The following is a 26,326-nucleotide window of genomic DNA, read 5'->3' on the forward strand; positions in this document are numbered from 1 at the left end:
TTTTCAATCGTTTAGACTTTACGTCGGTTTTAAGTACGTCGAACTTAAAAAAATGTTGGGTAATTGGCAAAGATTTGTCCTACTTTTAATGAAATCTTAATCTGGAAATAGATTTAACATAAAATACAATTTTATGCATTTGAAATCGTTTGCAAAGACCAGTTTTTTGATAGCAGCTGCGATGCTTCTGATATTAGAAAAATCCTATTCTCAGGAAATTTCTATTGACCTGGGGCCTTCAGAAATGGCTCTCAATCAATATTTTACAATTACGGTTACAGTTCAAAACGACCGTCTGAGAAGCTACGATGAATTTCCTGAAATTTCAGGATTTGTAAAAAGAGGCACCTCTTCTTCCACATCTACTAATTTCATTAACGGAAAAATGAGCTCTACCCAGAGCATTACTCAAAATTATGCCCCTCAGAGGGAAGGCAGTTTTCGCCTCCAGCCATTCACCATTACAGTAAACGGAGAAAAGTTCAAATCTGATGGTCAAATCATCAAGGTGGGCCCCCCGGTCAATGCCAGGAGACAGCAGGCAGACCCGTTCGGCATAGACCCATTTGAGGACTTCTTCGGGCGAAAAAGCACACCAAATGAGTTTGTTGATATTAAGGACGAAGCTTTTTTGGCTCTCACTACCGACAAAGATGAGGTGTTTGTCGGGGAGGGCTTTACGACTACCCTTGCTTTTTATGTCGCCGAGGAGAACAAGGCGCCGCTGCAGTTTTATGAGCTTGGCAAGCAGCTGACCGACATTGTGAAGAAAGTAAAACCTGCCAACACCTGGGAGGAAAACTACAACATTGAAAATGTGCAGAAGGAGCCCGTAACTATCAATGGAAAGCGGTATTCGCAGTATAAACTTTATCAGGCTACTTACTACCCACTCAACCTCGACGACATCAAATTTCCCTCTGTGGGTTTGGAGCTGATTAAATACAAAGTCGCAAAGAACCCCACATTTTTTGGACAGAATAGGATGGAGGACTATAAGACCTTTAGTTCCAAGGAAAAGGTGGTGGCCGTCAAAGACCTTCCGCCGCATCCTTTGAAGCAAACCGTGCCGGTGGGTAAATACAGGCTGCAAGAAGAAATTAGCAGTACGGAGTTGAACACTGGCGACAGTTTTAATTATTCATTCATAGTAGCCGGGGAGGGAAATATCTCTGCCATCAATAAGCCTCAGGTGGCGCAAAGCAAAGCTTTTGACTTTTACGACCCCAACGTAAAACAAAGTGTGAACAGAAATAACGGCAAGGTGAGAGGCACAAAGACTTTCAGTTACTTTGGTATCCCCAATGAGCCCGGCGGGTACAAACTGTCGGACTACTTCCAAATGGTGTTCTTTAACCCCGAAGAGGCCAAATACGACACACTTAAATCGAGAGTGGAATTGGTAGTGAAAGGAGAGAGCCGTAGAAATGAATATATTTCATCCAGCGACCTCGGCTCTTTTTATGATAGAATTGGTCTGGAAGAAAATACCCTTGTAAAACTTTCAAGTGCCGGCTCATCACGTATTTTTGCCAACGTTTTTATTTTAATTATGTTAGCGCTTACCGCTGCATTGTACGTGAAAAGAAAATAGATGGGAAGCTCATTCGGGAAGCTCTTTAAAATATCCACCTTTGGTGAGTCGCATGGAAAAGGTATCGGCGCAGTGCTGGAAGGCTGCCCGGCAGGGCTCGAAATCAACGAAGACTTTATTCAGGCAGAACTAGACCGGAGAAAGCCTGGTCAGTCAAAAATCACTACTCAGCGCCAGGAGGGTGACAAGGTGGAACTTCTTTCAGGAATTTTTGAAGGGAAAGCAACCGGAACACCCATTGGCATGGTGATTTATAATGAAGATCAGCGTAGCAAGGACTATTCCCATATTGCTGAAAAATTTCGGCCATCCCACGCCGACTATACTTATCAGGTTAAATACGGTGTAAGAGACTACCGGGGTGGTGGGCGAAGCTCTGCAAGAGAAACTGCCGCCAGAGTTGCCTCCGGGTCAATAGCAAAAATGTTTCTGAAAACTCTTGGCATTGAGTGCTACGCCTATGTGTCGCAGGTCGGCAGTTTAAAGCTTGAAAAATCTTATCAGGAGCTGGATCTCGGAAAAATCGATGACAATATAGTGCGTTGCCCTGATGGACCAACTGCCGAAAAGATGATCGATCTGATTGATGAGGTAAGAAAGAGCAGAGATACCATTGGAGGGATTGTTACCGGTGTCATAAAAGGAGTGCCTCCAGGATTGGGAGAACCTGTTTTTGAGAAATTACATGCGGAGCTGGGCAAGGCCATGCTAAGTATCAATGCCGTAAAAGGCTTTGAGTTTGGAAGTGGTTTCGAAGGAATTACTATGAGGGGGTCGGAACACAACGACGTTTTTTATAAGGATGGTGATACCGTTAAAACGAAATCTAATCACTCAGGTGGAATACAGGGGGGCATTTCTAACGGAGAAGACATATTTTTCAGGGTAGCCTTTAAACCCGTGGCAACCATTATGACCGATCAGGAAAGTGTGGACGTGCATGGTGATACCACTACAGTGACTGGTAAAGGCCGCCACGACCCCTGCGTAGTGCCAAGGGCAGTGCCAATTGTAGAGGCAATGTCAGCACTTGTTATAGCCGACTATTATTTGATCAATAAAACCGTCCGACTAACATGAGTAAACTGAAAGCGATTCCTTTACATACCAAAATACTTATAGGCCTTGTTTTGGGCCTGGTGTACGGTATGGTAAGTATTCAAATGGGCTGGTCGGCCGAGTTTACTGTTGATTACATCAAGCCTGTTGGGACAATCTTCGTGCGGTCTCTTAAGATGATCGCCGTACCACTTATTCTTGCTTCTCTTATTATTGGTGTGGCCAACATTGGGGATATCTCCAAACTTTCCAGAATGGGTGGAAAAACACTCGGAATATTCCTGATTACAACCATCATTGCCACATCACTTGGACTTTTCCTTGTGAATACGATCAAGCCTGGCAAGAAGCTGCCGATGGAGACCCGTGAAAGCCTGATGATGCTGTATAATTCCACCGCCGAGAGCAAAGCGTCGGTGGCCGCTCAAATTAAAGACAGCACGCCCCTTCAGCCGCTGGTTGATATGGTGCCGGAAAATATTGTACAGTCTGCAACAGACAACGGAAGTATGCTTCAGGTAGTGTTTTTCGCTATCATTTGCGGTATTGCCTTGCTACAGGTACCGAAGAACAAGGGGGCAACGGTGATTGCTTTCTTTGACGGATTGAATGAAATCATTATCAAGATAGTCGACTATATTATGATAGTCGCTCCGTATGGTGTCTTTGCCTTGATAGCATCGCTTATAGTAGAAATTGCAGGTGATAGTCCCGAAAAAGCATGGGAATTGCTGAAGGCTTTGTTATGGTACTCAATGACGGTGCTGGCAGGGCTTCTCTTGATGATGACGGTAGTTTATCCAATTCTGCTAAAGCTATTTTCCAAAATCAAATACAAAGATTTTTTCAAAGGAATGCGTCCGGCGATGTTGCTTGGCTTCAGCACCAGCTCAAGCTCTGCCACTCTCCCGGTTACGATGGAACGGGTGGAAAAACACCTGGGTGTATCTGAAGAGGTATCCAGCTTTGTGCTGCCGCTTGGCGCCACTATCAACATGAATGGCACCAGTCTTTATCAAGGAGTAGCTGCGATATTTATTGCGCAGGCACTGGACCTTAATTTGACCATTGCCCAGCAGATCATGATTGTGCTCACTGCCACGCTTGCAGCGGTAGGCTCAGCGGGTGTGCCAGGTGCAGGCATGGTCATGCTTGTTATTGTATTGGAATCGGTTGGCATCCCAACAGCAGGCATAGCGCTCATTGTAGCTCCAGACAGAATTTTGGATATGGTGAGAACGATGGTCAATTTAACCGGTGATGCGGCAGTGGCGGTGGTTGTGGCCTCCACCGAAGGGGAATTAGATCCTGAGCTGACAAGGGATAATATTCTTACTCAAACGCCCTCGTAAATTATTTTGATGAAGAAGCTGCCCCTGCATTCCCGTATTTTGATTGGCATGTGCCTTGGGATATTGTGGGGACTGTTGGCCAGCAATTTCGGTTGGGTCGACTTTACCATTGACTGGATCAAGCCCTTTGGCTCCATTTTCGTCAACCTTCTTAAACTCGTAGCCGTACCCCTGGTGCTTGTTACCATTATTCTGGGTATTTCCAGCCTGTCCGACCTCACCAAGCTCACCCGAATAGGTACACAAACACTGGTGCTGTTTTTCTCCATTTCTCTCATATGTGCTGTCATTGGATTGTTATTTGCGTCCTCCCTTCAACCGGGAAAATACCTTTCCGCCGAAAAGAGAGATGAGATCAAACTGAAATATGCCGACGACGTGGGTTCAAGAATGGGTGTAGCGGAGATGGTAAAAGATGCAGGGCCGCTACAAATAATAGAGGATCTGGTTCCAGGCAATATCTTTTTTGCCTCGCAGGACAACCGCAACATGCTGCAGGTTATCTTCTTTGCCATTCTCTTCGGCTTGGGTATTGTTTTGTCTCCAAAAGAAAAAGTGCAAGGTGTCATCAGTTTTTTTGACGGTGTCAATGAGGTGATCCTCAAAATGGTGAACATAATTATGAAGTATGCGCCGATTGGGGTTTTTGCTTTGATTGGGGCACTTATCGTCGACATGGCGGGTAATAATCCAGCAGACGCTTTAGCTATTTTGAAAGTATTGGGAATTTTTGCGCTTGTGTTCATTGCTGCGCTGCTGGCCGTTATGTTTGGTTTGTACCCAATCCTTGTACGAAGCTTCACCAGGTTCAAATATTTAGAATTTTTACGTGCCCTGGTGCCGGCTCAGTTGCTCGCCTTTTCTACGAGCTCAAGTGCTGCTACACTGCCAATTACACTTGAATGCACTGAAAAAAATCTGAAAGTGCGTGAAGAAATTGCCGGTTTTGTCCTTCCATTGGGTATCACCATCAACATGCACGGTACTGCTGTTCATCAGGCGGTATCAGCGGTGTTCATTGCACAGGCATTCGGCCATGATCTAACGCTAACGCAATATGCCATCGTGGCCTTCACATCCGTTTTGGCTTCTATGGGTGCTCCGGCGGTTCCGGGCGCTGGTATCATTATGCAGCTTATGGTGCTTGGAGCTATAGGAGTGGAAGCGGAAGGCCTTGCGCTGATCCTGGCTGTGGACAGGCCACTCGATATGCTCAGAACCATCCCCAACGTTGTGGGTGATGCATTAGTAGCGAGCATTATCGATAAAAGAGAAATGGAACAATAAGTCTGCAATTTCGGTTGTTAAGCCGTTACTTTGTTTTGTTAATAAGAGAGACCATGATTACCAAAAGCAATAGACTTGTTACTCTATACCTGGAGAACAATCCCAACCCCAATTCATTGAAATTTGTCGCCAACTTTATGCTGGTTGGTGAAGGAGAAAATTATGACTTCCCCGATGAGGCGAGCGCAGAGCATGCCCCCCTGGCAAAAGAGCTTTTCAACTATGCCTTTGTAAAGAGGGTATTCTACATGAATAACTTTGTAACGATCACAAAGGACGAAAATGTGGAGTGGATAGATATTCAGGATCAGCTGAAAACCCATATCAGGGAATATCTGGAAGCTGAAAAGCCTGTTTTGATAAAAGCTGATCCCCTTCAAAACGACATACTCGACAGTGATCCGGATGTGGTAAAAAACATCAAGAGCGTGTTGGAAGAGTACATCAAGCCCGCAGTTGAGTCGGACGGCGGAGCCATTGTGTTCCAGGATTTTGAAGACGGCGTTGTAAAAGTAGCATTGCAGGGCTCTTGCAGCGGCTGTCCTTCCAGCATGGTGACATTGAAAGCAGGTATTGAGAACTTACTCAAAAGAATGGTGCCTGAAGTGCAATCTGTAGAGGCGGTCAGCCTATAAGCGCAATAGCTACAAAGATACTTAGCCTCGGAGGGATTCACTTCGGGGCTTTTTTTATTCTAAAACTGTATAACCACCAATAAAAATACCTTTCAGGTTGTCCCTTTTTGTGGCAACTATATAGAACTTTGACCTAAAATGTATTACATTGTTGTACATTTTAGTATTTAATATTTTCAAATATGGAAGTTACTCACTCGGTTTGTGAAACAAAAAAAGAGACAAGGCTATACATAGCGATTGATAAAATCACTAAAGATGTCTCATTAAGTGAACTGTTGAAAAAGGTGGAGGAAATATACAGTAAAACGCTAATTACCCCTGCTTCTCCTCAGTCTTAATGTCGTTAAACCGTTTTAATTCGTTGGTAAATCTCGAAATTAAATCAGATGATCTGCCGATTGGGATTTCGACTCCATTTTCCATTGTATCAGCAAATTTATTAACGGACTGTTCAAAGCCTTCTAAGGCCTTTACAAGCTTCTTTGCCGTTTCTTCTGTTAGTTCCATGTTTTTTTAATTCAATCTAATAAAAAGTTAAGTTATACTTGCATTATTGTATTACATTGTGTTACATTGTGTTACATTTGAGCCATGAAAACGCAAATGCTAAACGTTCGAATTGAAGAACAGACATACAATGAGTTAAAGGCACTCGCTGAGAAGCAAGGCAGGAGCCTTAGCAACCTAGTTCAATTGATCCTAGACAAGACAGTCAAAGGAGAGATTAAGCCCTAAATTTTTTTTATCCTTTTTGTAATACAATGTAATACAGTTATGAACTTCAATAGAGCCAAATTTGATAACTTCTACCAGTTCGCTCAATACTTTTCGAGTGATCAGAAGTGCCGTATATACCTAGAACTTTTGCGTTGGAAGGGGAAACCCGTTTGCCCTCATTGCGGCAGTGATGAACACTATAAGTTCAAGGATAGAAAGACATACAAGTGTAAAGCCTGTACAAGGAAGTATAACGCCACAATTGGCACCATCTTAGAGAACACGAAGATCCCCCTTAATAAATGGTTCTGGGCTATCTACATAGCTACAAGCCATAAGAAAGGAATATCAAGCTGTCAGCTTGCAAGGGATATTGATGTGACCCAAAAAACAAGCTGGTTTATCCTGCATAGGATTAGGGAGATGCTGAAATCTAATGCGCCGGAAATGCTGGAGGGGACGGTAGAAGTCGATGAAACCTATGTGGGAGGTAAGGAGAAAAACAAACACCAGTCTGTTCGTGGTCGGGCCCGCCGGGATAATATGATCATACAAGGTAGAAGTACCGAAACTAAAACCGTTGTCTTAGGCTTAGCCCAGCGGGACGGCAACGTAGTATGCCGGGTGATACCTGCTGCCCAAAAGAAGCACATTTACCCGGTCATTGAAAAGCACGTGAAGCAAGGGTCAATTATGGTAACCGATAGCTACAAAGCGTATATTCACTTACCTAAGATTGGCTACAAGCATGAATCGGTTGATCACCATATCCGGGAGTATGTGAGGGATGAATTTCACACTAACACGGTAGAGGGTTTTTGGAGTCACCTTAAGCGGGGTATTATCGGAATTTATCACTTCGTTTCCCCTCAACACCTTGATAGTTATTGTAGTGAGTATTCATTTCGGTACAATACCAGAAACTTAGGCGAAACTGACAGGTTTAATGATGCTGTGTCCAGGGTTGAAGGGAAAAGGCTTAGGTACACTGATCTTATCAAGAAGAATTGATACCTTTGTAAATGCAAAAAGGGGAGTAATCCCCTTTTTGGCCCGTTGCAGCGGGACTTGTACCAGTTGTTTCGCTGGTCGGTTTGTTCAGGTTGAATAGGTTATGAATCTATCCCTGATATAAACTTGCAGCCTGTATATAATGGCAGGCCATCAGCTAACAACTACCTTCATGAAAGTATCTTAGGCGGGGGCATTTGTCCCCGTTTTTGTTTCTTGTTCAAATATCGCCATAAAAAAAGATTTGAGGGTAATAAAATGCTATTCCAAAACCCCCACATCCTGAAAAAAGGTCAATATTAATAGCGCCGATGCTATCTATTTTGTACCTTTATAATCTCACAGGAGGTGAACCGAACGTTCATGATTTAGTTTAACTAGACATTTCTCTAAATACCTCCTGAAGAAATAAGCGACTCCCAAAAGGGTCGCTTTTTCCTTGGTATACGGATCAAGCCAGATAGTGAAATACTCACCTCTGTTTCTTGATAGCCAGACTGTTTTTTGGTAATTTTCTTGTAACCAAACATTGTAATTAGTTTCATGATAAATTTTTTAACTAGACAATACTAAGGTCTGAAATTGCCAGCCATCACGCAAGCTATTTTATTACTATTTTTTTAATAAAGATGCTGATAATTTTCCTTGTTGATAAAAATTACAAACAGAAATTGAAAATACTGATAGAAAACAGCCTCTTATTCAATGTGTAGATATTCGATAAGATTATGAGTAAGCAGAAGAAAGAAAAGCCTCTTAAAATCAATGGCACGCTGGATGAAGTGCTAAAAGCTGCCTTCAAGGGCAAACCCAACGATAAAGAGAAAGGCACAAAAAAAGGCCAGAAAAAGGCCTAACTCCTACCCCGACAGAAGTGTGTAAAATTTACACACAGAAAAACTCACCTTTTTAATGGTCTGACTTGTATATAGTTACCCTTTTTGTTAGTAAATCGCAGGACTAACCTAAATTTCAATCGATGAAAAGACATTTGACTGTTTTATTTGCTGCTACGCTTGCTATAGCTGGCTGTGAACAAAAGCCGCCAGTGAACATGCTGGAGGAGATCAACAAAGAGACGCTGGCTAACTCAAAAGTGTACCCCACGCTTGCAGATTGCATGGCAACGGTAGGACACAGACTCACCGGGTCTGAGAATGGCGCTAAGGCCGAGGAATACACCTACAACCTCTTCAAGTCGTATGGCATCGACGTTGAATATGATCCCTTCGAGGTTGAGTCGTGGAGCCGTGGAGAAGTAAAAACGCAGTTTAGCAGTGGATCCGATTGGGAAGAGGTAAGCTCTGTCAGCCTGGCCCACTCACCTGTAAGTGTCGACCTTGAAGGCGAAATTATTGACATGGGTAACGGGATAGAGGAAGACTATGAGGCTAATCCAGGCGCTGTGGAGGGGAAGATTGTATTTGTTTACATAAGCATTTTGCCCGAGACAGTCGATCCTTCTAAAAACTTGCATAGGTCTGAAAAAACAAAACTGGCTATCGACAATGGTGCTGCCGGAATTATTTTCTTTAACCAGGTAGAAGGTGGGGTATTATTGACCGGAACTGCCTCGGTTACCGGAAGCCTTATTCCAATTCCTGCGGTGTGCATTGGATATGAAGATGGCCTTGCATTAAAAGACAAGCTGGCTGCCGGAGCGGTGAAGGCTAAGCTTGAAATGACAAACTTCAGCGAAGTGATCAAAGCAAGAAATGTGGTAGCGACTATCCCTGGAACAGACAAGGCCAGCGAAGTTATTCTTACCGGCGGCCACCTCGACTCGTGGGATTTGGCAACGGGTGCTATCGACAATGGCATCGGTTCTTTTTCCGTTATCGATATTGCCCGCACCTTTAAAGCACTGGACATCAAGCCACGCAGAACACTCAAGTTTGTGATGTGGATGGGGGAAGAAGAAGGGCTGCTGGGTTCAAAGCACTATGTGAACACGCTGAAAGAATCAGGTGAAATTGAGAATCTGAAATATGTTTTCAATCTGGACGCATCATCTAACGCCATTGGATTTAATGCAGGCGGTAGGCTGGAGGCCGAAAAGTTTTTTGTTGACGCTGGCGACAGGATAAAGGCAGTAGACAGCACCTTTACCAACAAATTTGCGAATAGGGCCGGTCTTCATAGCGACCATCAGTCGTTTATGCTCGAGGGCGTGCCGTTCTTTGGCCCGGTAAGTAACCTGGATCGTTCGGTGTACGACTGCTACCATGCCGACTGCGATGATATCGATCTTGTGAATGAAGAGCACCTGGTCAACAATGTTCGCTTTTGTAGCATGATGCTTTATGAACTGGATAGGGCTCAGGAACTGCCAGCGGCTAAGCTGGATGACGAAAGCACCCGCAAGTTGCTGGAAGATCAGGGCTTGAAGCTTAAACTGAGGATTCAGGGTGACTGGAGATGGTCAGCTGACGATTGATAGGAAACACACATATATAGTAAAAAAGGGGCGGCTGCCCCTTTTTTATTTCCCAGTGGAGTAAGTGGTGCGTATCTTGCTTTAAGGCCAAAAGTCACATAATGAGGGAGCTTTTCACATTACTTCTGTTTTTGATCACTCTTTGGGCCAAAGCTCAAACTTCCAATGACCTGTCAACTGGCGTTAGCCAACTAGTTCTTAATAAGCCTACACGCTCTTCTACCGACAACAATACTGTGGAGAGAGCCTGCATTGACGAAAAGCTTACCGGCCAATGCATACAGTACCACAACGATCAGTGGTTTTCCTATATACCTGCTGATGGCAGTTCATTTTACATCAATGTGCGGCACGAGCGCTGCAAGGATGGTAGGGGCGTACAGCTCGTCGTTTTCAAAGGTGAACTTTGCCAAACGGAGACCTACGAGATTATCTCCTGCAACTCACCTGCCACCGCCGACGATTTTTATTTTAAAGTAAATAGCCCTGAGCCTAATGTCAGGTACTTTATGATCATAGATGGATACCTGGGAGACTTCTGCGATTTTACAATCGAGGTGTCGGACAAAGCCAATGGGCTTCCGGTGCTGATCGAAGACCCTTTGGCAGAAGGAATATTGGAGGTCAATGAGAAAATGATCGAGTTGCACTGGGAATATCAGCCCGACACATCGGAGGTGAGCCATTTTTCCGTTATAAGAACAAGTAAGACTGACAATAAACGTTGGCAATTGCCACTGGCTTTCAATAGCCGTGGTGGCGTGGGGTCTGAATACCTGTTGAAAGACACCCTGACGGAATTTGGTAAGTATTCTTATGAAGTTTATCTCGTTGACGCCAACAACGAGCACAGGTTGTATCTACATCACCAGGCTGGACTAACCGAACCAACGCCAGCAAGGGAGAACACGACAGCATTTTTCCCTTTTGATGTTAGGAAAAACACTAATCTGCAAATAACCATCACTGATGCCGTTACTAAACGAACCCTGGTTAATAAATTTGTTAAAGATTATAAACTTGGAGGCCTTCAGTACGACTTTCAAGAGCTCATAGACAGGGGGCATTATTTTTTTGAAGTCAGAATTTATGACTTCAAGTCCAGACGCACCGAGACGTTCAGCAAACGTTTCGAGGTTCAAGATTAGTTGATGGCCGGATGGGCCACCTATCTCAAATGCTTTACTTCTTCCAGCTTCCAGTCGATCACTAAGCCGCCCCCTATGCCTCTGGCCACCTTTTCACCATACAGATATTCCACCAGGTACATGGCAGGATCGTATGATTTGGCGCCGCCTGAGGAAGTAATGGCTTTTCCGTCATGCACAAAGCTGTAACCCTCCTGCACATTGAGGTGAGGGAACGTTTCTTTAAACCTCCCGATGTCTGAGGGGAATGTGGTGCACTTTACCTCATCAAGGAGGCTAGCTTTGGCCAAAAGAAATGCGCCATCACACAACGACATAATAAATTTGGCCTGGGTGCCCTTTTCTCTGACAAACTCAATCAGAACGGAATCCTGTAAATCGGTATCCATGTTGTTCTCAGCACTTGGCACCACCAGTACATCAATGGACGGAGTATCTTCAAAACTGAAATCAGGTATGATTTTGATTCCTTCAAATGTTTTGATGGGCTCATGGGTGGGAGACACGATGAATGCTTTCATACCGGGCGTTGTATGAAATACAGTATGTTGAAACACGTCAAAAGGCGCCATTAGCTCCGAATTGTATACACCATTGATGGCGAGGAAGCCAACATTCAGTGTGTCAGTCGGCAGGTGAGAAGAGGCAAACGAGGAATCTGCTGCTGCGGATTCCCCGTTTTGTTGACATGCTTGCAAAGAAAACAGGAGCACTGTTGCCAGGACAATAGCAGCAATATTAATCTTCCTATTATCCATAAGGCGCTTACTTCAAAGAAAGCTTGCCTAGATTTCTGAACAGAATAAACGTGCCGGCTGCGGCTATGCCCAAAAGACCAAAGCCAAGACCAATATTGCCATAGATAAAGCTTCCAATGCCAAACAGCGAACAGTAAATACTCACACAACCGACAAATACCATCATTATTTGTAGTGGCATTTGCCAGTTTGCACCTTTGGATGCATCCAGCACAATTCCCTCACTCATGGCGTCATCAACGACCTTTTTCCACCCAGGCCCACCGGGTTGAGTCCTCAGGTAGAAGCTCCTCAGGGTCTCCTTATCTTCAGGCTTGGTGAGCAGAGTTGTGGAGATCCAGGCAGCGCTTACACCAAATAGGGAGATTAAAAGGCGAGTTGAGAAAACATCCAGGTAGGCGTTTTCAAGTGCTTCAGGACTAATGACAAGTACTAACAAAAAGGCAAGCACAGTGGCAACTACCATGGCAACAATTTCTGTAAGGGCGTTGATTCTCCACCAAAACCACCTCAGTATGTAAATGGCGCCCGTTCCGGCTCCGGAGAGAAGCAGAATATCAAAGGCCTGAGTGGCATTCTTGAGGATTGTGAGGGAAAATATTGCTGCAAAGAACATTAGCCCAACAGTGGTGAAGCGGCCTACTGAAACTTGCTGCTTTTCACTTGCATCAGGTTTTACAAATCGTTTGTAAAAGTCGTTGACCACGTAAGAAGAGCCCCAGTTGAGATGGGTTCCAATGGTAGACATGTAGGCCGCAATAATTGAAGCAACTACAAGCCCCTTCCATCCAGTGCCTAAAAGCGTTAGCATGGCTGGATAGGCGATGTCGTGGCCCAGGTAGTTATCGCTAATGCCGGGGAATTCAGCTTTTATTGATGCCAGGTCGGGGAAGATAACCAGCGACGCAAGGGCCACCAGAATCCATGGCCACGGGCGGAGTGCATAGTGTGCGAAATTAAAAAGCAAGGTAGCACCTATTGCATTCTTTTCATCCTTGGCTGACAACATTCGCTGCGCAATATAGCCACCGCCACCAGGCTCTGCACCAGGGTACCAAACTGACCACCACTGCACTGCAATAGGTATAATGAGTAACGGCAAGAACTGCTTTGGGTCGTCAAAGCTAGGGAAAATATCCAGTTTAGGCATCACATTCGGGTGAGCCAGTAGCTTGGTCAGGCCGCCTACTCTCTCATCGCTAACTGCAACCACTGCAGCTATCACTGCGCCAAGCATGGCGATTGAATACTGAAAAAAGTCTGCCCAGATTACTCCCTTTATGCCACCAATCGTTGCATAAATAACAACCCCTATTGAAGCACCCACCACAATGTAGACAGGGTTTTCGATGCCGAGCATGATTTGCCCAATCTTAATGGCGGCCAGTGTAACCGTTCCCATGATCAGGCAGTTGAAGAAAATACCCAAATACAGTGACCTGAATCCCCGCAGGAAAGAAGCATATTTTCCGCTGTACCGCAACTCATAAAACTCCAGGTCGGTCATGACATTGGAGCGCCTCCAAAGCCTGGCATAGATAAAAACGGTTACCATGCCTGTGATAAGAAATGCCCACCAGGCCCAGTTTTTGGCTACCCCATTTTCCCGAACCATGCCAGTGACAAGGTTGGGCGTGTCAGCCGAAAAAGTACAGGCCACCATAGAAATACCTAGTAGCCACCACGGCATTCCCCTTCCGCCCAGAAAGTATTCAGAGGTACTTTTTCCGGCCGTGAGCGAGGCAGCCCATCCAATTCCTACTACAATAGCAAAAAAAACCGCTATTATTACCCAGTCGAGTGTGCTTAAGACCATTTTGGAGTATAGTTTTTGTTTCGAACCCGTAAAATATAAAATTTGCATGCCGAAACAGACCCCATTAAAAAAAGAATTACAGATAATATGACGCAATCAACAAGTTTGGTAATACTAGCCGCCGGAATAGGAAGCCGATACGGAGGAATTAAGCAGGCCGACTCTTTTGGGCCTTCTGGTGAGTGGCTGATGGACTATGGAATTTATGACTCAATTCAAGCAGGATTTACGAAGGTGGTTATTATCACCCGTAAAGATTTGCGGGACGTTTTGTACGAGCACCTGAATAAGTGGTGGGGTGATAAGATTGAGATTGAGTTTGTATTTCAGACACCCCCTTCGCAGCACCCTGAAAGGGTGAAGCCGTGGGGAACTGGCCAGGCTGTACTTGCGACGAAAGACGTGGTAAAAGAGCCGTTCGCTATTATCAATGCTGACGATTTTTACGGGAGAAAGGCTTATTTGGCAATGGGAAAATTCCTTCAGTCGGTTGACCCAACTTCTCTTCATTTTAGTATGGTGGGCTATCCTTTGATGGAGACACTCTCAGATGCCGGATCGGTAGCAAGAGGTATTTGCAATGTGGATGCTGATGGTAAATTGATCTCGGTCGTAGAGAAAACCAAAATACTTCAGTCGGGTGCAAATATTGTCAATGAGGAAAATGAAAACAATCCGGAAATTTTAGATCCCAAAGGTTTTGTTTCAATGAATTTTTGGGGTTTCACTCCAGCTTTGTTTCCTGAACTTGTGGGTATTTGGGAGGAATTCTATCAAGCCAATAGAAATGAGCTAAAGGCTGAATTTTACATACCATCAGCAGTTACAAACCTGATGCAGAAGAAGAATGCCATTGTTGATGTGCTGCCTGATGGCAACGATTGGATGGGTGTAACCTATAGCCAGGAGAAAGATATGGTAATGAAAAAATTGCATCAGCTGGTCAGTAGCGGAGAGTATCCCTCCGGGCTCAGCTGAAAAAAGCATAAACAAAAAGCATCAGAAGAAAAGGTATTCCATAAATCAGGAGTACCTTTTTTCTGTTTTGGCGGGGTATCCACCACAGCACCCACCAGGGGCGGTAAAGGCCTGCTGACGTCACAATGAATAAAAAGAGTAGTGCTGCCTGGAGTAGCTTCATGGTTCCAGAAACAAAAAAATCCGGCCAATTGGCCGGATTTAGTTTTATGTATGACCTCTCTTAAAGAGAGCGTTTTACTTCACGTTGCTCAAAGCCTTCAATGATATCCCCTTCTTCTAGGTTATTGAAGTTTTTGATGCTTATACCGCATTCGTAACCTTGTTTTACTTCGGCCACGTCGTCTTTGAATCTGCGGAGCTGCTGTATTTCGCCAGTATAAACCACAATACCGTCACGTATTATTCTGATCTGATTGTTTCTCTTAATGAAACCATCAGTCACCATACAACCAGCTACTGTACCAACTTTCGAGATTTTAAACACCTCACGAATCTCCACGTTACCAGTAATAACCTCCTGGAACTCCGGCGCAAGCATGCCTTCCATGGCATCTTTGATCTCATTGATAGCGTCGTAGATGATCGAGTAAAGTCTGATCTCGATTTCTTCCTGTTCGGCCAAGCGGCGTGCACTTGAAGAAGGTCTCACCTGGAAGCCAACAATGATCGCATCGGAAGCGGAGGCTAGCAAGACGTCTGATTCTGAAATCTGGCCTACTGCCTTATGTATGATGTTGACTTGAACCTCCGGTGTCGAAAGCTTAAGCAGTGAGTCGGCTAGTGCCTCAATAGAGCCGTCCACATCACCTTTCACAATCACGTTGAGCTCTCTAAATGAACCAATGGCCAAACGACGCCCAATTTCGTCAAGCGTAATGTGCTTCTTAGTCCGAAGGTTCTGCTCACGTTGGATTTGCTGACGCTTGTAGGCAATGTCACGTGCCTCACGGTCACTTTCCATTACGTTCAGCTTTTCGCCCGCCTGAGGCGCACCATCAAGCCCCAGCAAAAGCACTGGTGTGGAAGGTCCCGCTTGTTTCAGCCTGGTGCCTCTGTGGTCGAACATCGCTTTCACTTTACCGAAGTGAGAGCCAGCCAATACCACGTCACCAATATTCAGGGTTCCGTTTTGTACCATCACTGTAGCTACGTAACCCCGGCCTTTGTCAAGAGAAGCTTCGATAACACTTCCTACGGCCTTTTTAGAAGCCTTAGCTTTCAGCTCAAGAATCTCAGCTTCCAGAAGTACTTTTTCAAGCAGATCGTCGATGCCCTGTCCTGTTTTCGCTGAAATCTCCTGGCATTGGTATTTTCCACCCCAATCCTCCACAAGAATGTTGATTTGAGATAGCTCTTCTTTGATTTTGTTGGGGTTGGCGTTTGCCTTGTCAACTTTGTTGATAGCGATTACTATTGGAACACCAGCCACTTTTGCGTGGTTGATCGCTTCCTTGGTTTGAGGCATCACGTTGTCGTCCGCTGCCACCACAATAATCGCTATATCGGTAAGTGCTGCACCTCTTGCACGCATGGCGGTAAATGCCTCGTGACCAGGTGTGTCAAGGAAGGCAATTTTGTTGCCACCCGATGTCTCCACGTCATATGCGCCAATGTGCTGCGTAATGCCACCAGCCTCACCGGCTGTAACTTTAGTCTTCCTGATATAATCGAGGAGGGAAGTTTTACCGTGGTCAACGTGGCCCATGATGGTGACGATAGGAGCTCTGGGCTCATCGTCCTCAATATCGTCCTCAGTATTAATAGCCTCTGACTCTTCTTCGGAAGTTGAGAATTCAATATCAAAACCGAATTCATCTGCTATCACGGTAATAGTTTCTGCATCGAGACGCTGGTTAATGGAAACGAAGATTCCCATGCTCAAACAAGCAGAAATTACGTCGTTAACAGAAACCCCCATCAAAGAGGCAAGGTCATTGGCAGAGATAAACTCTGTAACCTTAAGCGTCTTAGAGTCTTCCTGCTGCTGGAGCATCTTCTCTTCTTCCGCCTCAGCTTTGGCCGATCTCTTGTCTCTTCTGTACTTTGACCTGTTGGCTCCCTGGCCTGGCTTACTGCCCTTACTCAAGCGGGCGAGTGTAGCTTTTATTTTATCCTGTATTTCTTTGTCAGAAACCTCTTCTTTTTTCTCAAACCGCCCCTTAGCAGGTGCCGTAGCGGGCTTGCCTGGCTCTGGTTTTTTGAATCTCGAATTGTCACCACCTTCTTTTCCTTCAACAACTATGCGCTTGCGTGGACGCTTCTTTTTCTTCTTGTCTCTATCGTCAGAGCTGGCAACAGGTTGCTTTTTCTTTGCCTCGGGCAGTTCAATCTTTCCAAGAACAGTCAGGCCCTTAAGGGCGTCGGCCTTAGCCTCAATTACCCGATCTTCTTTTTTGATAATTGGCTCAGGTTTGGCCAGCACTGGCGGCTCCTCGGCTACTTTTTCAGGAGCCTCTTTGAGCTCCTCTTTTGGAGCTTTGGGCGCTTCAGCCACTTCGGCGGGAGGCTCAGGTGTTTCCACTTTGGCCTCTGCTTTAGGTGCTTCCTCTACTACTTTCTTTTCCTCCTTAGGAGGCTCTGGAGTAGCAGCTTTAGGGGCTGGTTCCTCTTCCTTTTTTGGAGCTTTTTTGGGCTCAAGGTCGATTTTACCAACTACTTTAATTCCCTGAAGTTTCGGGGTTTGAGTTGTTGGCTCCTCCACTTCTTCAGCAGCTTCTTCCTTAGGCTGCTCTTTGCTGGAAAGGTTCTTTATTAAGATTTCTTCTTCTTCATCAGACGATCCGCTCTCCTGTGGAGAGTTCGTATTGATAACCACATTGTCAGAATGCTTCTTACCAATAGTAATGCCGGAAGCTTCTTCTTTCTCGTGGGCAGAAGTAGCAAATTCTCTTGCCAAAATATCGTACTGCTCCTGAGTGAGCTTGGCATTCGGGCTGCTATCGATTGAAAAGCCCTTCTTCTCCAGAGCCTGAATGACAGTATTTGTACCAACATTCAACTTTCTGGCGACCTGGCTTAGTCTCCACATTCTGTCTTCACTCATACGCAAATATGACTCTTTAAAGCGTGTTATTAAAATTATTATTCAAATTCCTGACGGAGGATAGAGAGCACATCTTGTACTGTTTCCTCCTCCAAATCGGTCCTTCGGATGAGTTCTTCCTTTGTCAAATTAAGAACGCTACGGGCAGTGTCGAGGCCGATTTTCTTGAGCTCGTCAATTACCCAGCCTTCAATTTCATCTGAAAATTCATCCAAAGATACGTCCTCTACTTCGTGGCCTTCAAGCTCACGGAACACATCGATTTCAAGATCCACCAAGCGGCTGGCCAGCTTGATATTCTGTCCGCCTTTTCCGATCGCCAACGATACCTGATCAGGTTTGAGGTACACTGACACTCTTCCATTTTCGGGCTCCACCTTCATGCTGGATATTTTGGCAGGACTCAATGCCCTGGATATATACAGCTCAGTGTTTTCAGTATAGTTGATAACGTCTATATTTTCATTTTCAAGCTCTCTCACGATGCTGTGAATCCTTGAGCCTTTCATACCTACGCAGGCGCCAACCGGATCAATCCTGTCGTCGTAAGACTCCACAGCTACCTTGGCTCTTTCGCCAGGCTCACGAACCACCTTTTTAATGGTGATCAAGCCATCATACACCTCTGGCACTTCACTTTCGAAAAGTCTTTCAAGGAAAACCGTCGAAGTTCGGGAAAGAATAATCTTTGGGTTTCCATTGACCATTTCCACTCTATGAACAATCGCACGTACATTTTCCCCCTTCTTAAAGCGATCCTTAGGGATCTGCTCAAATTTTGGCAGTATCAACTCATTCCCTTCAGCGTCAACCAGTAATATCTCCCTTCCAAGCACCTGGTAAACTTCACCAAGAATAATCTCGCCAACGAGTTCCTTATATTTCTGGAAAAGAATGTCCTTTTCAAGGTCTTTGATTTTCTGAATAAGCGTTTGGCGAGCCATTTGTACTGCTCTTCTACCAAAGTCTTCAAGCTTAACTTCTTCTGCTACTTCTTCTCCAATCTCAAAGTCAGGCTCTATTTTTCTCGCTTCTGTAAGGCTTACTTTATCGTGGTCCCAAATGTCTTCCGAGTTATCGTCTACGATTTCTCTGAATCGCCAAATCTCAAGGTCTCCTTTGTCCGCATTGATAATGATGTCAAAGTTTTCATCAGTTTCAAATCTCTTCCTGATCATAGTCCTGAATACATCCTCCAGGATACGGATCATTGTTGGGCGGTCAATGTTTTTTCTCTTTGCAAAATCCGCAAAGGATTCTATAAGAAATACGCTATCCATAGTAAACTGCCTAAAAGGTGACTAAAACTTTTGTATGATGAATGTCCTGAAATAGTATTGTGCTCATTTCGGTGACTTTTTTATTTTTTACTTCTATTTGAATCTCTTGTTCACTCACAGCTATCAACTTGCCCTTTTCTTCCTTTCCGTCGGTCTTAAACACCTTTACCGACCTGCCCATGTTCTTGTAGTACTGCCTTAGCAGTTTTAACGGCTGGTCAATTCCTGCGGAAGATACCTCCAACTGATACGCATCTTTGATCAAGTCTTCTTCATCTAGTTTGGCAGCTAGTTTCCGGCTAATCTTCGCACACTGCTCGATGGTAATTCCACTGTCTCCATCGAGAAATACTCTTAGCTTTTGGTAGCTCTTTGGGCCGGTTAGGGATACTTCGACCACAAACAGGCTACTGTCTATCATTTCATCAAGCCAATCTTTTATAATCGATTCTTCAGCCATACCAAACCAAACTATATAAAGAAAGGGGACGCTCGTCCCCTTTTTTCTTAATCCAGCCGCAAATTTATATTAATTTTTCTTGTTAACAAAGGAGCCTTCTCAAACTTCTCCCAAACAAAGTGTTCTTGTGATCGTTTGAATGCAAATATGTTGAGCGGAGGACTCCTTAAATAAAGAATGTTGCCTTCTGCTTACAATTGTTAAATTTGCCGCATGATCCCGAAACTAAGATTATTCAATTCTTTAACTAAGCAAAAGGAAGAGTTCGTGCCCATCAATGCGCCCTATGTGGGCATGTATGTATGTGGGCCTACGGTTTACAATGATGTGCATTTGGGTAATGTTCGTACGTTTATCAGTTTCGACATTATTTACAGATACCTTTTGCATCTGGGATACAAGGTTCGCTACGTCAGAAATATTACAGATGTAGGGCACTTGACGGGCGATACTGACGACGGAGAGGATAAAATAGGAAAACGGGCAAAGCTCATGAATCTGGAGCCCATGGAGGTGGTGCAAAAATACACCAATGGGTTCCATCAGGTGATGGATATTTTCAACGCTTTGCCTCCCAGCATAGAACCGACAGCAACTGGCCATATTCTCGAACAAATCGAGATGATCAAAACGATTATCGAGCAGGGCTATGCTTACGAATCGAAGGGCTCGGTCTATTTTGATATTGGCAAATTCAACGAGAAGTATCAGTACGGGAAGTTGTCGGGCAGGGTGGTCGACGATTTGATTGCTAACACCCGGGCGCTCGATGGGCAGGATGAAAAGAGAAACCCGTTGGATTTTGCTATCTGGAAGAATGCCTCTACCGAACATATCATGCGCTGGAATTCTCCCTGGGGAGTAGGGTTTCCGGGCTGGCACCTGGAGTGCTCAGTGATGAGCACCAAATACCTTGGAGAGTCATTCGATATACACGGCGGTGGTATGGATCTGAAGTTCCCCCACCATGAATGTGAAATAGCTCAATCGGTGGGTGCGTCCGGTAAAGAGCCTGTGAAGTACTGGTTGCATACCAACATGCTGACAGTGAATGGCCAGAAGATGAGTAAGTCGCTGGGTAATTCCTTTCTGCCCTCAGAGCTAATCACTGGCACACACGAACTGCTGGATAGGCCTTACAGCCCAATGACGGTGCGTTTCTTCATGCTGCAAAGCCACTATGCCAGCACGCTCGATTTTTCTAACGAAGCCTTATCTGCTGCTAACAAAGGCTACAAGAAGCTGATGAATGGACTGAAGCTGATTAAGGAAATGAAGTTCGTTCCGGAAGAAGGGGTGGCCTTGAGTCAGCAGGCTGTCGATCAGATAAATGGTTTGGCAGATAATTGCTACAGGGCAATGAACGACGACTTCAATACTGCGCTTACTATTGGGCACCTGTTCAATCTTTTGAAAAAGATCAACTCGCTGCAAACAGGCGGGCTTAAGTATGGGGAAATCGGACAAGAGGGCTTCGATAAGCTGAAATCGACTTATCTCAGTTTTGTGGAGGAAATCCTTGGACTAAAAGAAGAACTGGCGGTAGAACCTAAGAACCTCATCGGTATTTTGCTTACGCTTTATAAAGAGGCGAAGGAAGCTAAAAACTATGAAAAAGTAGATGAAATAAGAAGTTTGCTCAAGAATGAGGGAATTACCTTAAAAGATATGAAGCAGGGAATTGATTGGGCTTACGAAGAATAAGCCCAATCAATTTTGGTTTATCTTTTCTCGTACTGATCGCTATAGTACTTCATATAGTCGCCTGAAGTAACATTGCTCAACCAGGCGTCATTGGCCAGGTACCATTCGACTGTTTTTTCGAGCCCTTCTTCAAACTGCAACGAAGGCTCCCAGCCTAGCTCTTTCATGATCTTGTTGGCGTCAATAGCATACCTCATGTCGTGACCGGCACGATCTTTTACGTAGGTAATGAGCTTTTCAGAAGTCCCTTCGGCCCTGCCAAGCTTTTTGTCCATGATTTTGCAAAGAAGTTTCACCACATCAATGTTGGTCCATTCATTGAACCCACCAATGTTGTAGGTTTCGCCAATTTTACCCTTGTGGAACACAGTGTCTATGGCTCTTGCATGATCCACCACATACAGCCAGTCCCTGATATTTTCACCCTTTCCATAAACCGGTAAAGGTTTGCTGTTTTTGATGTTATGAATGCAAAGCGGAATGAGCTTCTCTGGAAAATGATAGGGCCCGTAGTTGTTAGAACAGTTTGTAACCACCACAGGGAGCCCATAAGTGTTGGCATAAGCCCGCACAAAATGGTCTGAGCTTGCCTTAGAGGCTGAATAGGGTGATTGCGGGTCATAGGAAGTGGTTTCTGTGAAGAAGCCTTCATCCCCAAGTGAGCCATACACTTCATCGGTAGAAATGTGGTAGAATCTCTTCCCTTCGAATGAATCTTTCCAAATGTCCTTTGCGGCATTTAGCAAGGTAACTGTGCCAATCACGTTCGTTTTGATAAACGCCATTGGGTTGGAGATAGACCTGTCTACATGAGACTCAGCGGCAAGGTGCAGTACGCCGTCAAACTGTTCTTTTTTGAAGAGGTCAAAAATAAATTTCTCGTCTGTGATATCCCCTTTCACAAAAGTATAGTTCGGACGATCTTCAATATCTCTTAAGTTTTCCAGATTGCCGGCGTACGTAAGATTGTCAAGATTGAAAATCTTATAATCAGGATATTTATTAACAAACAGCCTCACCACATGCGAGCCAATAAAGCCAGCTCCTCCGGTAATTAATATTTTTTTCATTGTTTCAGTTTTGCCTGTGCTATTTCCCAGTCCCAGGCTGATTTTAAAGCCTCTTCAATGCCGAATTGAGTTTTCCAATTCAATTTTTTGTTGGCGAGAGACGTATCTGCGTAAACTGCTTCGACATCGCCCCCCCTTCGGTCAACAATTTTATAAGGGATGTTAATACCTGTTGCTCTTTCGAATGCCTGAATCATTTGTATCACCGACATACCCACTCCCATGCCCAGATTGTATACTTCGTATGAAGACTCCATGGCTCCATGTGCAAATCGCTGCACCGCATTTACGTGCGCTTTAGCCACATCCATTACATGGATATAGTCCCTGACACAGGATCCGTCAACTGTGTTGTAGTCGTCACCAAAAACTCTGAGAAACTCCCTTTTCCCGTGCGCCGTTTCCGTAATGAAAGGCACCAAATGATGTGGCATTCCATGCTGAACCTCGCCAATCAGCGATGTAGGGTGTGCGCCAATGGGGTTGAAGTATCTCAAAGCTATCGCCTTTACGTCGGAAGCAATAGTCGTGTCTCTGATGATGTCCTCACACATTTTCTTGGTGTTGCCATAGGGAGAAACAGCCTCTTGAATGGGTGCGTTTTCAGCGACAGGCAACACTTCCGGATTTCCGTACACGGTACAGGACGAAGAGAAAATTAATCCTTTAGTTCCAAACTTTGACTGGCACCTTAGAAGATTGATGGTCGACAACAAGTTGTTCTCATAATACTTAAGCGGATTGTCGACAGATTCGTTGACCAAAAGGAAGGCAGCAAAATGGATAGCTGCCTTCATTTCAGGGTATTTTATAAAAATTGATTCCAGCTCAGCGTAGTTGCACATTTCAACCTGGTGAAATATGCACTTCTTGCCGGTGATCTTCTCGATAGCATCTAATACCTTGACGTCGGAATTAGACAGGTTGTCGATAATGATCGGCTCGAAACCGGCATTGATCAACTCCACAACCGTATGGGAGCCAATATAACCAAGCCCGCCTGTGACGAGAATTTGATTATTTGCCATCAACGTCTTTTCTACCGATGCTGAAGTACGTAAACCCAAGGTCTTCCATCGCTTGTGTGTCGTACAAGTTTCTGCCGTCAAAAATTACTTTAGACCTGAGCAGAGACTGAAGCTTGTCAAACTCAGGCGTTCTGAAAACAGGCCATTCCGTCATAATAAACAGTGCATCAGCACCATCAACTGCAGCATACTCGTCGCTACAGAATTCTATGGTGTTGCCGAAAAGCTCTTTCACGTTTTCCATGGCTTCCGGATCGTATACCTTCACTTTGGCACCAAGTGCAAGCAGCTCTTTAATGTTCTCTAAGGCTGGCGCTTCTCTAATGTCGTCTGTATATGGCTTAAATGCCAGACCCCAGATTCCGAAAGTCTTGCCCTTTAGGCTCCCATTGTAAAATGCTTTGGCACGATGGATCAGCTTGGTTTTCTGCTCTTGGTTCACATCCATTACCGAGGTTAGAAGCTTAAAGTCATATTTAACTTCCTGCGCCGACTTGGCCAATGCCTGCACGTCCTTTGGAAAACAGCTTCCACCGTATCCAATGCCGGCAAAAAGGAATCTTTTTCCGATCCTGGTATCCGTACCAATTCCTTTTCTAACCATGTCAACATCTGCACCCAATAGTTCACACATGTTGGCAATCTCATTCATGAATGTGATTTTGGTGGCGAGGAATGAATTGGCTGCATACTTCGTGAGCTCTGCCGATTTCTCATCCATAAAAATAACCGGGTTGCCTTGACGTACGAATGGCGCATAAAGCTGATCCATCACTTTTCTCGCTTTGTCCGAGCTTGTGCCAATCACCACTCTGTCTGGCTTCATGAAATCATCTACTGCGACACCTTCCCTGAGAAACTCAGGATTTGACACCACATCAAATGGCACTTTCGCATTTTTTGCTATCTGTGCATGTACCTTGTCGGCAGTGCCGACCGGAACAGTACTCTTATCAACAATTACCGTGTACTCGCTAAGAATAGGGCCAAGGTCGCTGGCCACCTTCAATATATATTTAAGGTCGGCAGAGCCATCTTCACCGGGAGGTGTGGGCAGTGCCAGAAAAATAATTTTTGCATCCTTAATCCCTTCCTTAAGGTTGGTAGTGAAATCGAGTCTGCCCTGCTTAATATTCCTTTCAAAGAGAACGTCCAAACCGGGCTCATAAATAGGCATGATCTGATTCTTAAGTTTTTCAACCTTCTTTTCGTCGATGTCAACACACGTTACGTGGTTTCCGGTTTCGGCGAAGCAGGTGCCTGTTACAAGTCCAACATAGCCAGTTCCAACTACAGCAATTTTCATATTGTTCGGGTTTTCTTATTAGTCTGCTACAAATCTATCAATCTGCAAAATAATTACACCAATTCTTTCGGTAAATGAATGTTTTTTGGAGTTAATTAAACTTGACATTAAGACCAGCAACGGCAGGTTGCTGGTTGTCGGTTTAAACTAACGATGGATAATTGCGTTTTTATTTTATACAGCCCAAATAAGCAACATGGATACATTGACAAAAGAACGAAACGAAGAAGTTGAGTTGGAAAACCAAAGGATGATTGAGGAGATGGTGCGTGATTTTGCCAGGGTGGAAATTTCCCCAAACATTAAAAAGTGGGATGAGTCCCAGCATTTTCCTAAAGAGCTTTTTCACAAAATGGGTGAGCTTGGCCTCATGGGAGTGATGGTGCCTCACGAACTGGGAGGGTCGGGATTTGGCTATCTTGAGTACATCACCGCCGTTATAGAAATATCGAAAGTGGATCCTTCCATAGGGCTTTCGCTGGCCGCTCACAATTCTCTCTGCACGGGTCACCTCCTTCAATTCGGAAATGACGAGCAAAAAAAGAAGTGGCTACCAAAGCTAGCTTCAGGAGAATGGATAGGAGCCTGGGGACTTACCGAACCTAATACTGGCTCGGACGCAGCCAATATGAAAACTACAGCGGTGAAAGATGGGAATGAATGGGTGATCAACGGAGCCAAAAACTTTATTACCCACGGTATTTCTGGCGACATAGCTGTTTTAATTGCAAGAACTGGCAAAACGGGCGATTCTCATGGCATGTCGGCTTTTATAGTCGAGAGAGGTACCCCGGGCTTTGCCGGAGGAAGAAAGGAAGATAAGCTGGGCATGAGGGCATCTGAAACAGCTGAAATGATTTTTCAGGACTGTAGAATTCCGGAGAAAAACCTTCTGGGAGAAGTTGGCGACGGCTTTATACAATCATTAAAAGTTTTGGATGGAGGCCGGATATCAATAGCTGCGTTAAGTTGCGGTATTGCTGAAGGCGCTTTGCAGGCTGCTTTGGTCTACTCTCAGGAAAGACATCAATTCAATAAGCCTATTTCTTCCTTTCAGGGAATTTCCTTTATGCTTGCCGAAATGGCTACCCAGTTGGAAGCAGCCAAACTGCTCACCTATCAGGCAGGCGCTATAAAAAACAGGAAGGGAAAAGTGACAAAGGAATCTGCAATGGCGAAATACTACGCTTCTGAAGTGGCCGTTTCGGTGGCCAACAACGCAGTGCAGATTTTCGGAGGCTATGGTTTCACCAAGGACTACCCGGTCGAGAAATTTTATCGGGACGCCAAGCTTTGCACTATTGGTGAGGGAACCTCTGAAATTCAAAAGGTGGTGATCTCAAGAGAACTATTGAAATAAATTTGAGTTTTTGGAATTAAAAACTTTATCTTTGCAGCCCATAATTAATTAACGAAATGATCGTAGTAAACATTAAGGAAAACGAGTCAATCGACAAGGCACTTAAGAGATTCAAGAAGAAATTCGAGAGAACAGGCGTTCTTAAGGAGCTTCGCAGCCGCACTTTCTTTGTTAAGCCTTCTGTAAAAAACAGAGAAGAAAAAATCAAAGCCGCCTACCGTCAGCAAATGATGGGTCAGGAAAATTTATAATAGCGGATATATTTCATAAGTTAGTG

24 protein-coding genes are annotated in these 26,326 nt (G+C 44.7%); 14 read left to right on the forward strand and 10 right to left on the reverse strand.

The genetic code is table 11. The annotated features are described in order from the left end of the window. Positions 1-133 precede the first annotated feature (133 nt). From RT717_RS26605 to RT717_RS26625, 5 genes are read left to right on the forward strand one after another with little or no spacing between them, the layout of a single operon-like run. The gene (locus RT717_RS26605; protein ID WP_317489358.1) at positions 134-1,594 is read left to right on the forward strand and encodes a BatD family protein; all 1,461 of its coding nucleotides are present in this window, start codon (positions 134-136) and stop codon (positions 1,592-1,594) included. Next, positions 1,595-2,674 carry a chorismate synthase gene (aroC, locus tag RT717_RS26610; RefSeq protein ID WP_317489359.1) on the forward strand — a complete coding sequence of 360 codons (1,080 nt, stop codon included), beginning with the start codon at positions 1,595-1,597 and terminating at the stop codon, positions 2,672-2,674. Then, positions 2,671-4,005, forward strand: coding sequence for a dicarboxylate/amino acid:cation symporter (locus RT717_RS26615; RefSeq protein WP_317489360.1), 1,335 nt, complete (start codon positions 2,671-2,673; stop codon positions 4,003-4,005). The genes aroC and RT717_RS26615 overlap by 4 nt, the downstream gene beginning before the upstream one ends. A gap of 9 nt (positions 4,006-4,014) precedes the next feature. Continuing rightward, on the forward strand, positions 4,015-5,292 hold the full coding sequence (locus RT717_RS26620; RefSeq protein WP_317489361.1) for a dicarboxylate/amino acid:cation symporter: 1,278 nt from the start codon (positions 4,015-4,017) through the stop codon (positions 5,290-5,292). Between the two features lie 53 nt (positions 5,293-5,345). Continuing rightward, positions 5,346-5,927: a NifU family protein gene (locus RT717_RS26625; RefSeq protein ID WP_317489362.1), complete on the forward strand. Its 582-nt coding sequence runs from the start codon at positions 5,346-5,348 to the stop codon at positions 5,925-5,927. Between the two features lie 315 nt (positions 5,928-6,242). Here the strand turns inward: RT717_RS26625 and RT717_RS26630 are convergent, their stop codons facing one another. Continuing rightward, positions 6,243-6,437: a hypothetical protein gene (locus RT717_RS26630; protein WP_317489363.1), complete on the reverse strand. Its 195-nt coding sequence runs from the start codon at positions 6,435-6,437 to the stop codon at positions 6,243-6,245. A gap of 96 nt (positions 6,438-6,533) precedes the next feature. On the opposite strand from RT717_RS26630, the gene RT717_RS28590 reads away from it, so the two are divergent. Both RT717_RS28590 and RT717_RS26635 read left to right on the forward strand, forming a co-directional pair. Further along, positions 6,534-6,665: a ribbon-helix-helix domain-containing protein gene (locus RT717_RS28590; RefSeq protein WP_394854142.1), complete on the forward strand. Its 132-nt coding sequence runs from the start codon at positions 6,534-6,536 to the stop codon at positions 6,663-6,665. 39 nt (positions 6,666-6,704) lie between these two features. Beyond that, positions 6,705-7,658 carry an IS1595 family transposase gene (locus RT717_RS26635; protein WP_317489364.1) on the forward strand — a complete coding sequence of 318 codons (954 nt, stop codon included), beginning with the start codon at positions 6,705-6,707 and terminating at the stop codon, positions 7,656-7,658. A gap of 389 nt (positions 7,659-8,047) precedes the next feature. Here the strand turns inward: RT717_RS26635 and RT717_RS26640 are convergent, their stop codons facing one another. Continuing rightward, positions 8,048-8,203 (reverse strand): hypothetical protein, encoded by a 156-nt coding sequence (locus RT717_RS26640; RefSeq protein ID WP_317489365.1) that lies wholly within the window; start codon positions 8,201-8,203, stop codon positions 8,048-8,050. Positions 8,204-8,386: 183 nt separating this feature from the next. On the opposite strand from RT717_RS26640, the gene RT717_RS26645 reads away from it, so the two are divergent. The 3 genes from RT717_RS26645 to RT717_RS26655 all read left to right on the forward strand — a co-directional run bounded on the left by RT717_RS26645 (position 8,387) and on the right by RT717_RS26655 (position 11,243). After that, a complete protein-coding gene (locus RT717_RS26645; RefSeq protein ID WP_317489366.1) occupies positions 8,387-8,515 on the forward strand; it encodes a hypothetical protein in 129 nt (42 codons plus the stop codon). Between the two features lie 122 nt (positions 8,516-8,637). Then, on the forward strand, positions 8,638-10,095 hold the full coding sequence (locus RT717_RS26650) for a M20/M25/M40 family metallo-hydrolase (protein ID WP_317489367.1): 1,458 nt from the start codon (positions 8,638-8,640) through the stop codon (positions 10,093-10,095). Between the two features lie 101 nt (positions 10,096-10,196). Beyond that, positions 10,197-11,243, forward strand: a complete 1,047-nt coding sequence (locus RT717_RS26655; RefSeq protein WP_317489368.1) for a hypothetical protein — start codon at positions 10,197-10,199, stop codon at positions 11,241-11,243. A gap of 20 nt (positions 11,244-11,263) precedes the next feature. Here RT717_RS26655 and RT717_RS26660 read toward each other — a convergent pair whose 3' ends face one another. Beyond that, on the reverse strand, positions 11,264-12,001 hold the full coding sequence (locus RT717_RS26660) for a DJ-1/PfpI family protein (RefSeq protein WP_317489369.1): 738 nt from the start codon (positions 11,999-12,001) through the stop codon (positions 11,264-11,266). Positions 12,002-12,008: 7 nt separating this feature from the next. Continuing rightward, on the reverse strand, positions 12,009-13,817 hold the full coding sequence (locus RT717_RS26665; protein ID WP_317489370.1) for a sodium:solute symporter family protein: 1,809 nt from the start codon (positions 13,815-13,817) through the stop codon (positions 12,009-12,011). 87 nt (positions 13,818-13,904) lie between these two features. On the opposite strand from RT717_RS26665, the gene RT717_RS26670 reads away from it, so the two are divergent. Further along, entirely contained in the window at positions 13,905-14,795 is an 891-nt protein-coding gene (locus tag RT717_RS26670; RefSeq protein WP_317489371.1) for a sugar phosphate nucleotidyltransferase, read from the forward strand. Between the two features lie 223 nt (positions 14,796-15,018). Here the strand turns inward: RT717_RS26670 and infB are convergent, their stop codons facing one another. Genes infB through RT717_RS26685 form a run of 3 tightly spaced genes read right to left on the reverse strand, consistent with a single transcriptional unit; the run spans position 15,019 to position 19,581 of the window. Beyond that, positions 15,019-17,841 (reverse strand): translation initiation factor IF-2, encoded by a 2,823-nt coding sequence (gene infB / locus RT717_RS26675; RefSeq protein ID WP_317489372.1) that lies wholly within the window; start codon positions 17,839-17,841, stop codon positions 15,019-15,021. 38 nt (positions 17,842-17,879) lie between these two features. After that, positions 17,880-19,121: a transcription termination factor NusA gene (gene nusA / locus RT717_RS26680; RefSeq protein ID WP_317489373.1), complete on the reverse strand. Its 1,242-nt coding sequence runs from the start codon at positions 19,119-19,121 to the stop codon at positions 17,880-17,882. Positions 19,122-19,131: 10 nt separating this feature from the next. Continuing rightward, positions 19,132-19,581: a ribosome maturation factor RimP gene (locus RT717_RS26685; RefSeq protein ID WP_317489374.1), complete on the reverse strand. Its 450-nt coding sequence runs from the start codon at positions 19,579-19,581 to the stop codon at positions 19,132-19,134. A gap of 213 nt (positions 19,582-19,794) precedes the next feature. Between RT717_RS26685 and cysS the strand changes: the two genes are divergently transcribed. Continuing rightward, complete coding sequence (gene cysS / locus RT717_RS26690) at positions 19,795-21,285, forward strand: cysteine--tRNA ligase (RefSeq protein WP_317489375.1); 1,491 nt, start codon at positions 19,795-19,797, stop codon at positions 21,283-21,285. Positions 21,286-21,302: 17 nt separating this feature from the next. Here cysS and rfbB read toward each other — a convergent pair whose 3' ends face one another. Genes rfbB through RT717_RS26705 form a run of 3 tightly spaced genes read right to left on the reverse strand, consistent with a single transcriptional unit; the run spans position 21,303 to position 24,689 of the window. Then, positions 21,303-22,355 carry a dTDP-glucose 4,6-dehydratase gene (gene rfbB / locus RT717_RS26695; RefSeq protein WP_317489376.1) on the reverse strand — a complete coding sequence of 351 codons (1,053 nt, stop codon included), beginning with the start codon at positions 22,353-22,355 and terminating at the stop codon, positions 21,303-21,305. Beyond that, a complete protein-coding gene (gene galE, locus RT717_RS26700; protein WP_317489377.1) occupies positions 22,352-23,383 on the reverse strand; it encodes a UDP-glucose 4-epimerase GalE in 1,032 nt (343 codons plus the stop codon). Before galE ends, rfbB begins: the two co-directional genes overlap by 4 nt. Continuing rightward, complete coding sequence (locus RT717_RS26705) at positions 23,373-24,689, reverse strand: UDP-glucose dehydrogenase family protein (protein WP_317489378.1); 1,317 nt, start codon at positions 24,687-24,689, stop codon at positions 23,373-23,375. Before RT717_RS26705 ends, galE begins: the two co-directional genes overlap by 11 nt. A 196-nt stretch (positions 24,690-24,885) precedes the next feature. On the opposite strand from RT717_RS26705, the gene RT717_RS26710 reads away from it, so the two are divergent. Further along, a complete protein-coding gene (locus RT717_RS26710; protein ID WP_317489379.1) occupies positions 24,886-26,049 on the forward strand; it encodes an acyl-CoA dehydrogenase family protein in 1,164 nt (387 codons plus the stop codon). 56 nt (positions 26,050-26,105) lie between these two features. Continuing rightward, positions 26,106-26,300 (forward strand): 30S ribosomal protein S21, encoded by a 195-nt coding sequence (gene rpsU / locus RT717_RS26715; RefSeq protein ID WP_151996200.1) that lies wholly within the window; start codon positions 26,106-26,108, stop codon positions 26,298-26,300. The last annotated feature ends 26 nt before the right edge of the window (positions 26,301-26,326 follow it).

The sequence above is a fragment of the Imperialibacter roseus genome (genome assembly GCF_032999765.1).
Classification (GTDB): domain Bacteria; phylum Bacteroidota; class Bacteroidia; order Cytophagales; family Cyclobacteriaceae; genus Imperialibacter; species Imperialibacter roseus.

What these genes read in the sequence shown, in the direction of transcription:
- RT717_RS26605 (WP_317489358.1), top strand. Translation starts at nt 134, where the DNA reads ATGCATTTGAAATCGTTTGCAAAGACCAGTTTTTTGATAGCAGCTGCG.
- aroC (WP_317489359.1), top strand. Translation starts at nt 1,595, where the DNA reads ATGGGAAGCTCATTCGGGAAGCTCTTTAAAATATCCACCTTTGGTGAG.
- RT717_RS26615 (WP_317489360.1), top strand. Translation starts at nt 2,671, where the DNA reads ATGAGTAAACTGAAAGCGATTCCTTTACATACCAAAATACTTATAGGC.
- RT717_RS26620 (WP_317489361.1), top strand. Translation starts at nt 4,015, where the DNA reads ATGAAGAAGCTGCCCCTGCATTCCCGTATTTTGATTGGCATGTGCCTT.
- RT717_RS26625 (WP_317489362.1), top strand. Translation starts at nt 5,346, where the DNA reads ATGATTACCAAAAGCAATAGACTTGTTACTCTATACCTGGAGAACAAT.
- RT717_RS26630 (WP_317489363.1), bottom strand. Translation starts at nt 6,437, where the DNA reads ATGGAACTAACAGAAGAAACGGCAAAGAAGCTTGTAAAGGCCTTAGAA.
- RT717_RS28590 (WP_394854142.1), top strand. Translation starts at nt 6,534, where the DNA reads ATGCTAAACGTTCGAATTGAAGAACAGACATACAATGAGTTAAAGGCA.
- RT717_RS26635 (WP_317489364.1), top strand. Translation starts at nt 6,705, where the DNA reads ATGAACTTCAATAGAGCCAAATTTGATAACTTCTACCAGTTCGCTCAA.
- RT717_RS26640 (WP_317489365.1), bottom strand. Translation starts at nt 8,203, where the DNA reads ATGAAACTAATTACAATGTTTGGTTACAAGAAAATTACCAAAAAACAG.
- RT717_RS26645 (WP_317489366.1), top strand. Translation starts at nt 8,387, where the DNA reads ATGAGTAAGCAGAAGAAAGAAAAGCCTCTTAAAATCAATGGCACGCTG.
- RT717_RS26650 (WP_317489367.1), top strand. Translation starts at nt 8,638, where the DNA reads ATGAAAAGACATTTGACTGTTTTATTTGCTGCTACGCTTGCTATAGCT.
- RT717_RS26655 (WP_317489368.1), top strand. Translation starts at nt 10,197, where the DNA reads ATGAGGGAGCTTTTCACATTACTTCTGTTTTTGATCACTCTTTGGGCC.
- RT717_RS26660 (WP_317489369.1), bottom strand. Translation starts at nt 12,001, where the DNA reads ATGGATAATAGGAAGATTAATATTGCTGCTATTGTCCTGGCAACAGTG.
- RT717_RS26665 (WP_317489370.1), bottom strand. Translation starts at nt 13,817, where the DNA reads ATGGTCTTAAGCACACTCGACTGGGTAATAATAGCGGTTTTTTTTGCT.
- RT717_RS26670 (WP_317489371.1), top strand. Translation starts at nt 13,905, where the DNA reads ATGACGCAATCAACAAGTTTGGTAATACTAGCCGCCGGAATAGGAAGC.
- infB (WP_317489372.1), bottom strand. Translation starts at nt 17,841, where the DNA reads ATGAGTGAAGACAGAATGTGGAGACTAAGCCAGGTCGCCAGAAAGTTG.
- nusA (WP_317489373.1), bottom strand. Translation starts at nt 19,121, where the DNA reads ATGGATAGCGTATTTCTTATAGAATCCTTTGCGGATTTTGCAAAGAGA.
- RT717_RS26685 (WP_317489374.1), bottom strand. Translation starts at nt 19,581, where the DNA reads ATGGCTGAAGAATCGATTATAAAAGATTGGCTTGATGAAATGATAGAC.
- cysS (WP_317489375.1), top strand. Translation starts at nt 19,795, where the DNA reads ATGATCCCGAAACTAAGATTATTCAATTCTTTAACTAAGCAAAAGGAA.
- rfbB (WP_317489376.1), bottom strand. Translation starts at nt 22,355, where the DNA reads ATGAAAAAAATATTAATTACCGGAGGAGCTGGCTTTATTGGCTCGCAT.
- galE (WP_317489377.1), bottom strand. Translation starts at nt 23,383, where the DNA reads ATGGCAAATAATCAAATTCTCGTCACAGGCGGGCTTGGTTATATTGGC.
- RT717_RS26705 (WP_317489378.1), bottom strand. Translation starts at nt 24,689, where the DNA reads ATGAAAATTGCTGTAGTTGGAACTGGCTATGTTGGACTTGTAACAGGC.
- RT717_RS26710 (WP_317489379.1), top strand. Translation starts at nt 24,886, where the DNA reads ATGGATACATTGACAAAAGAACGAAACGAAGAAGTTGAGTTGGAAAAC.
- rpsU (WP_151996200.1), top strand. Translation starts at nt 26,106, where the DNA reads ATGATCGTAGTAAACATTAAGGAAAACGAGTCAATCGACAAGGCACTT.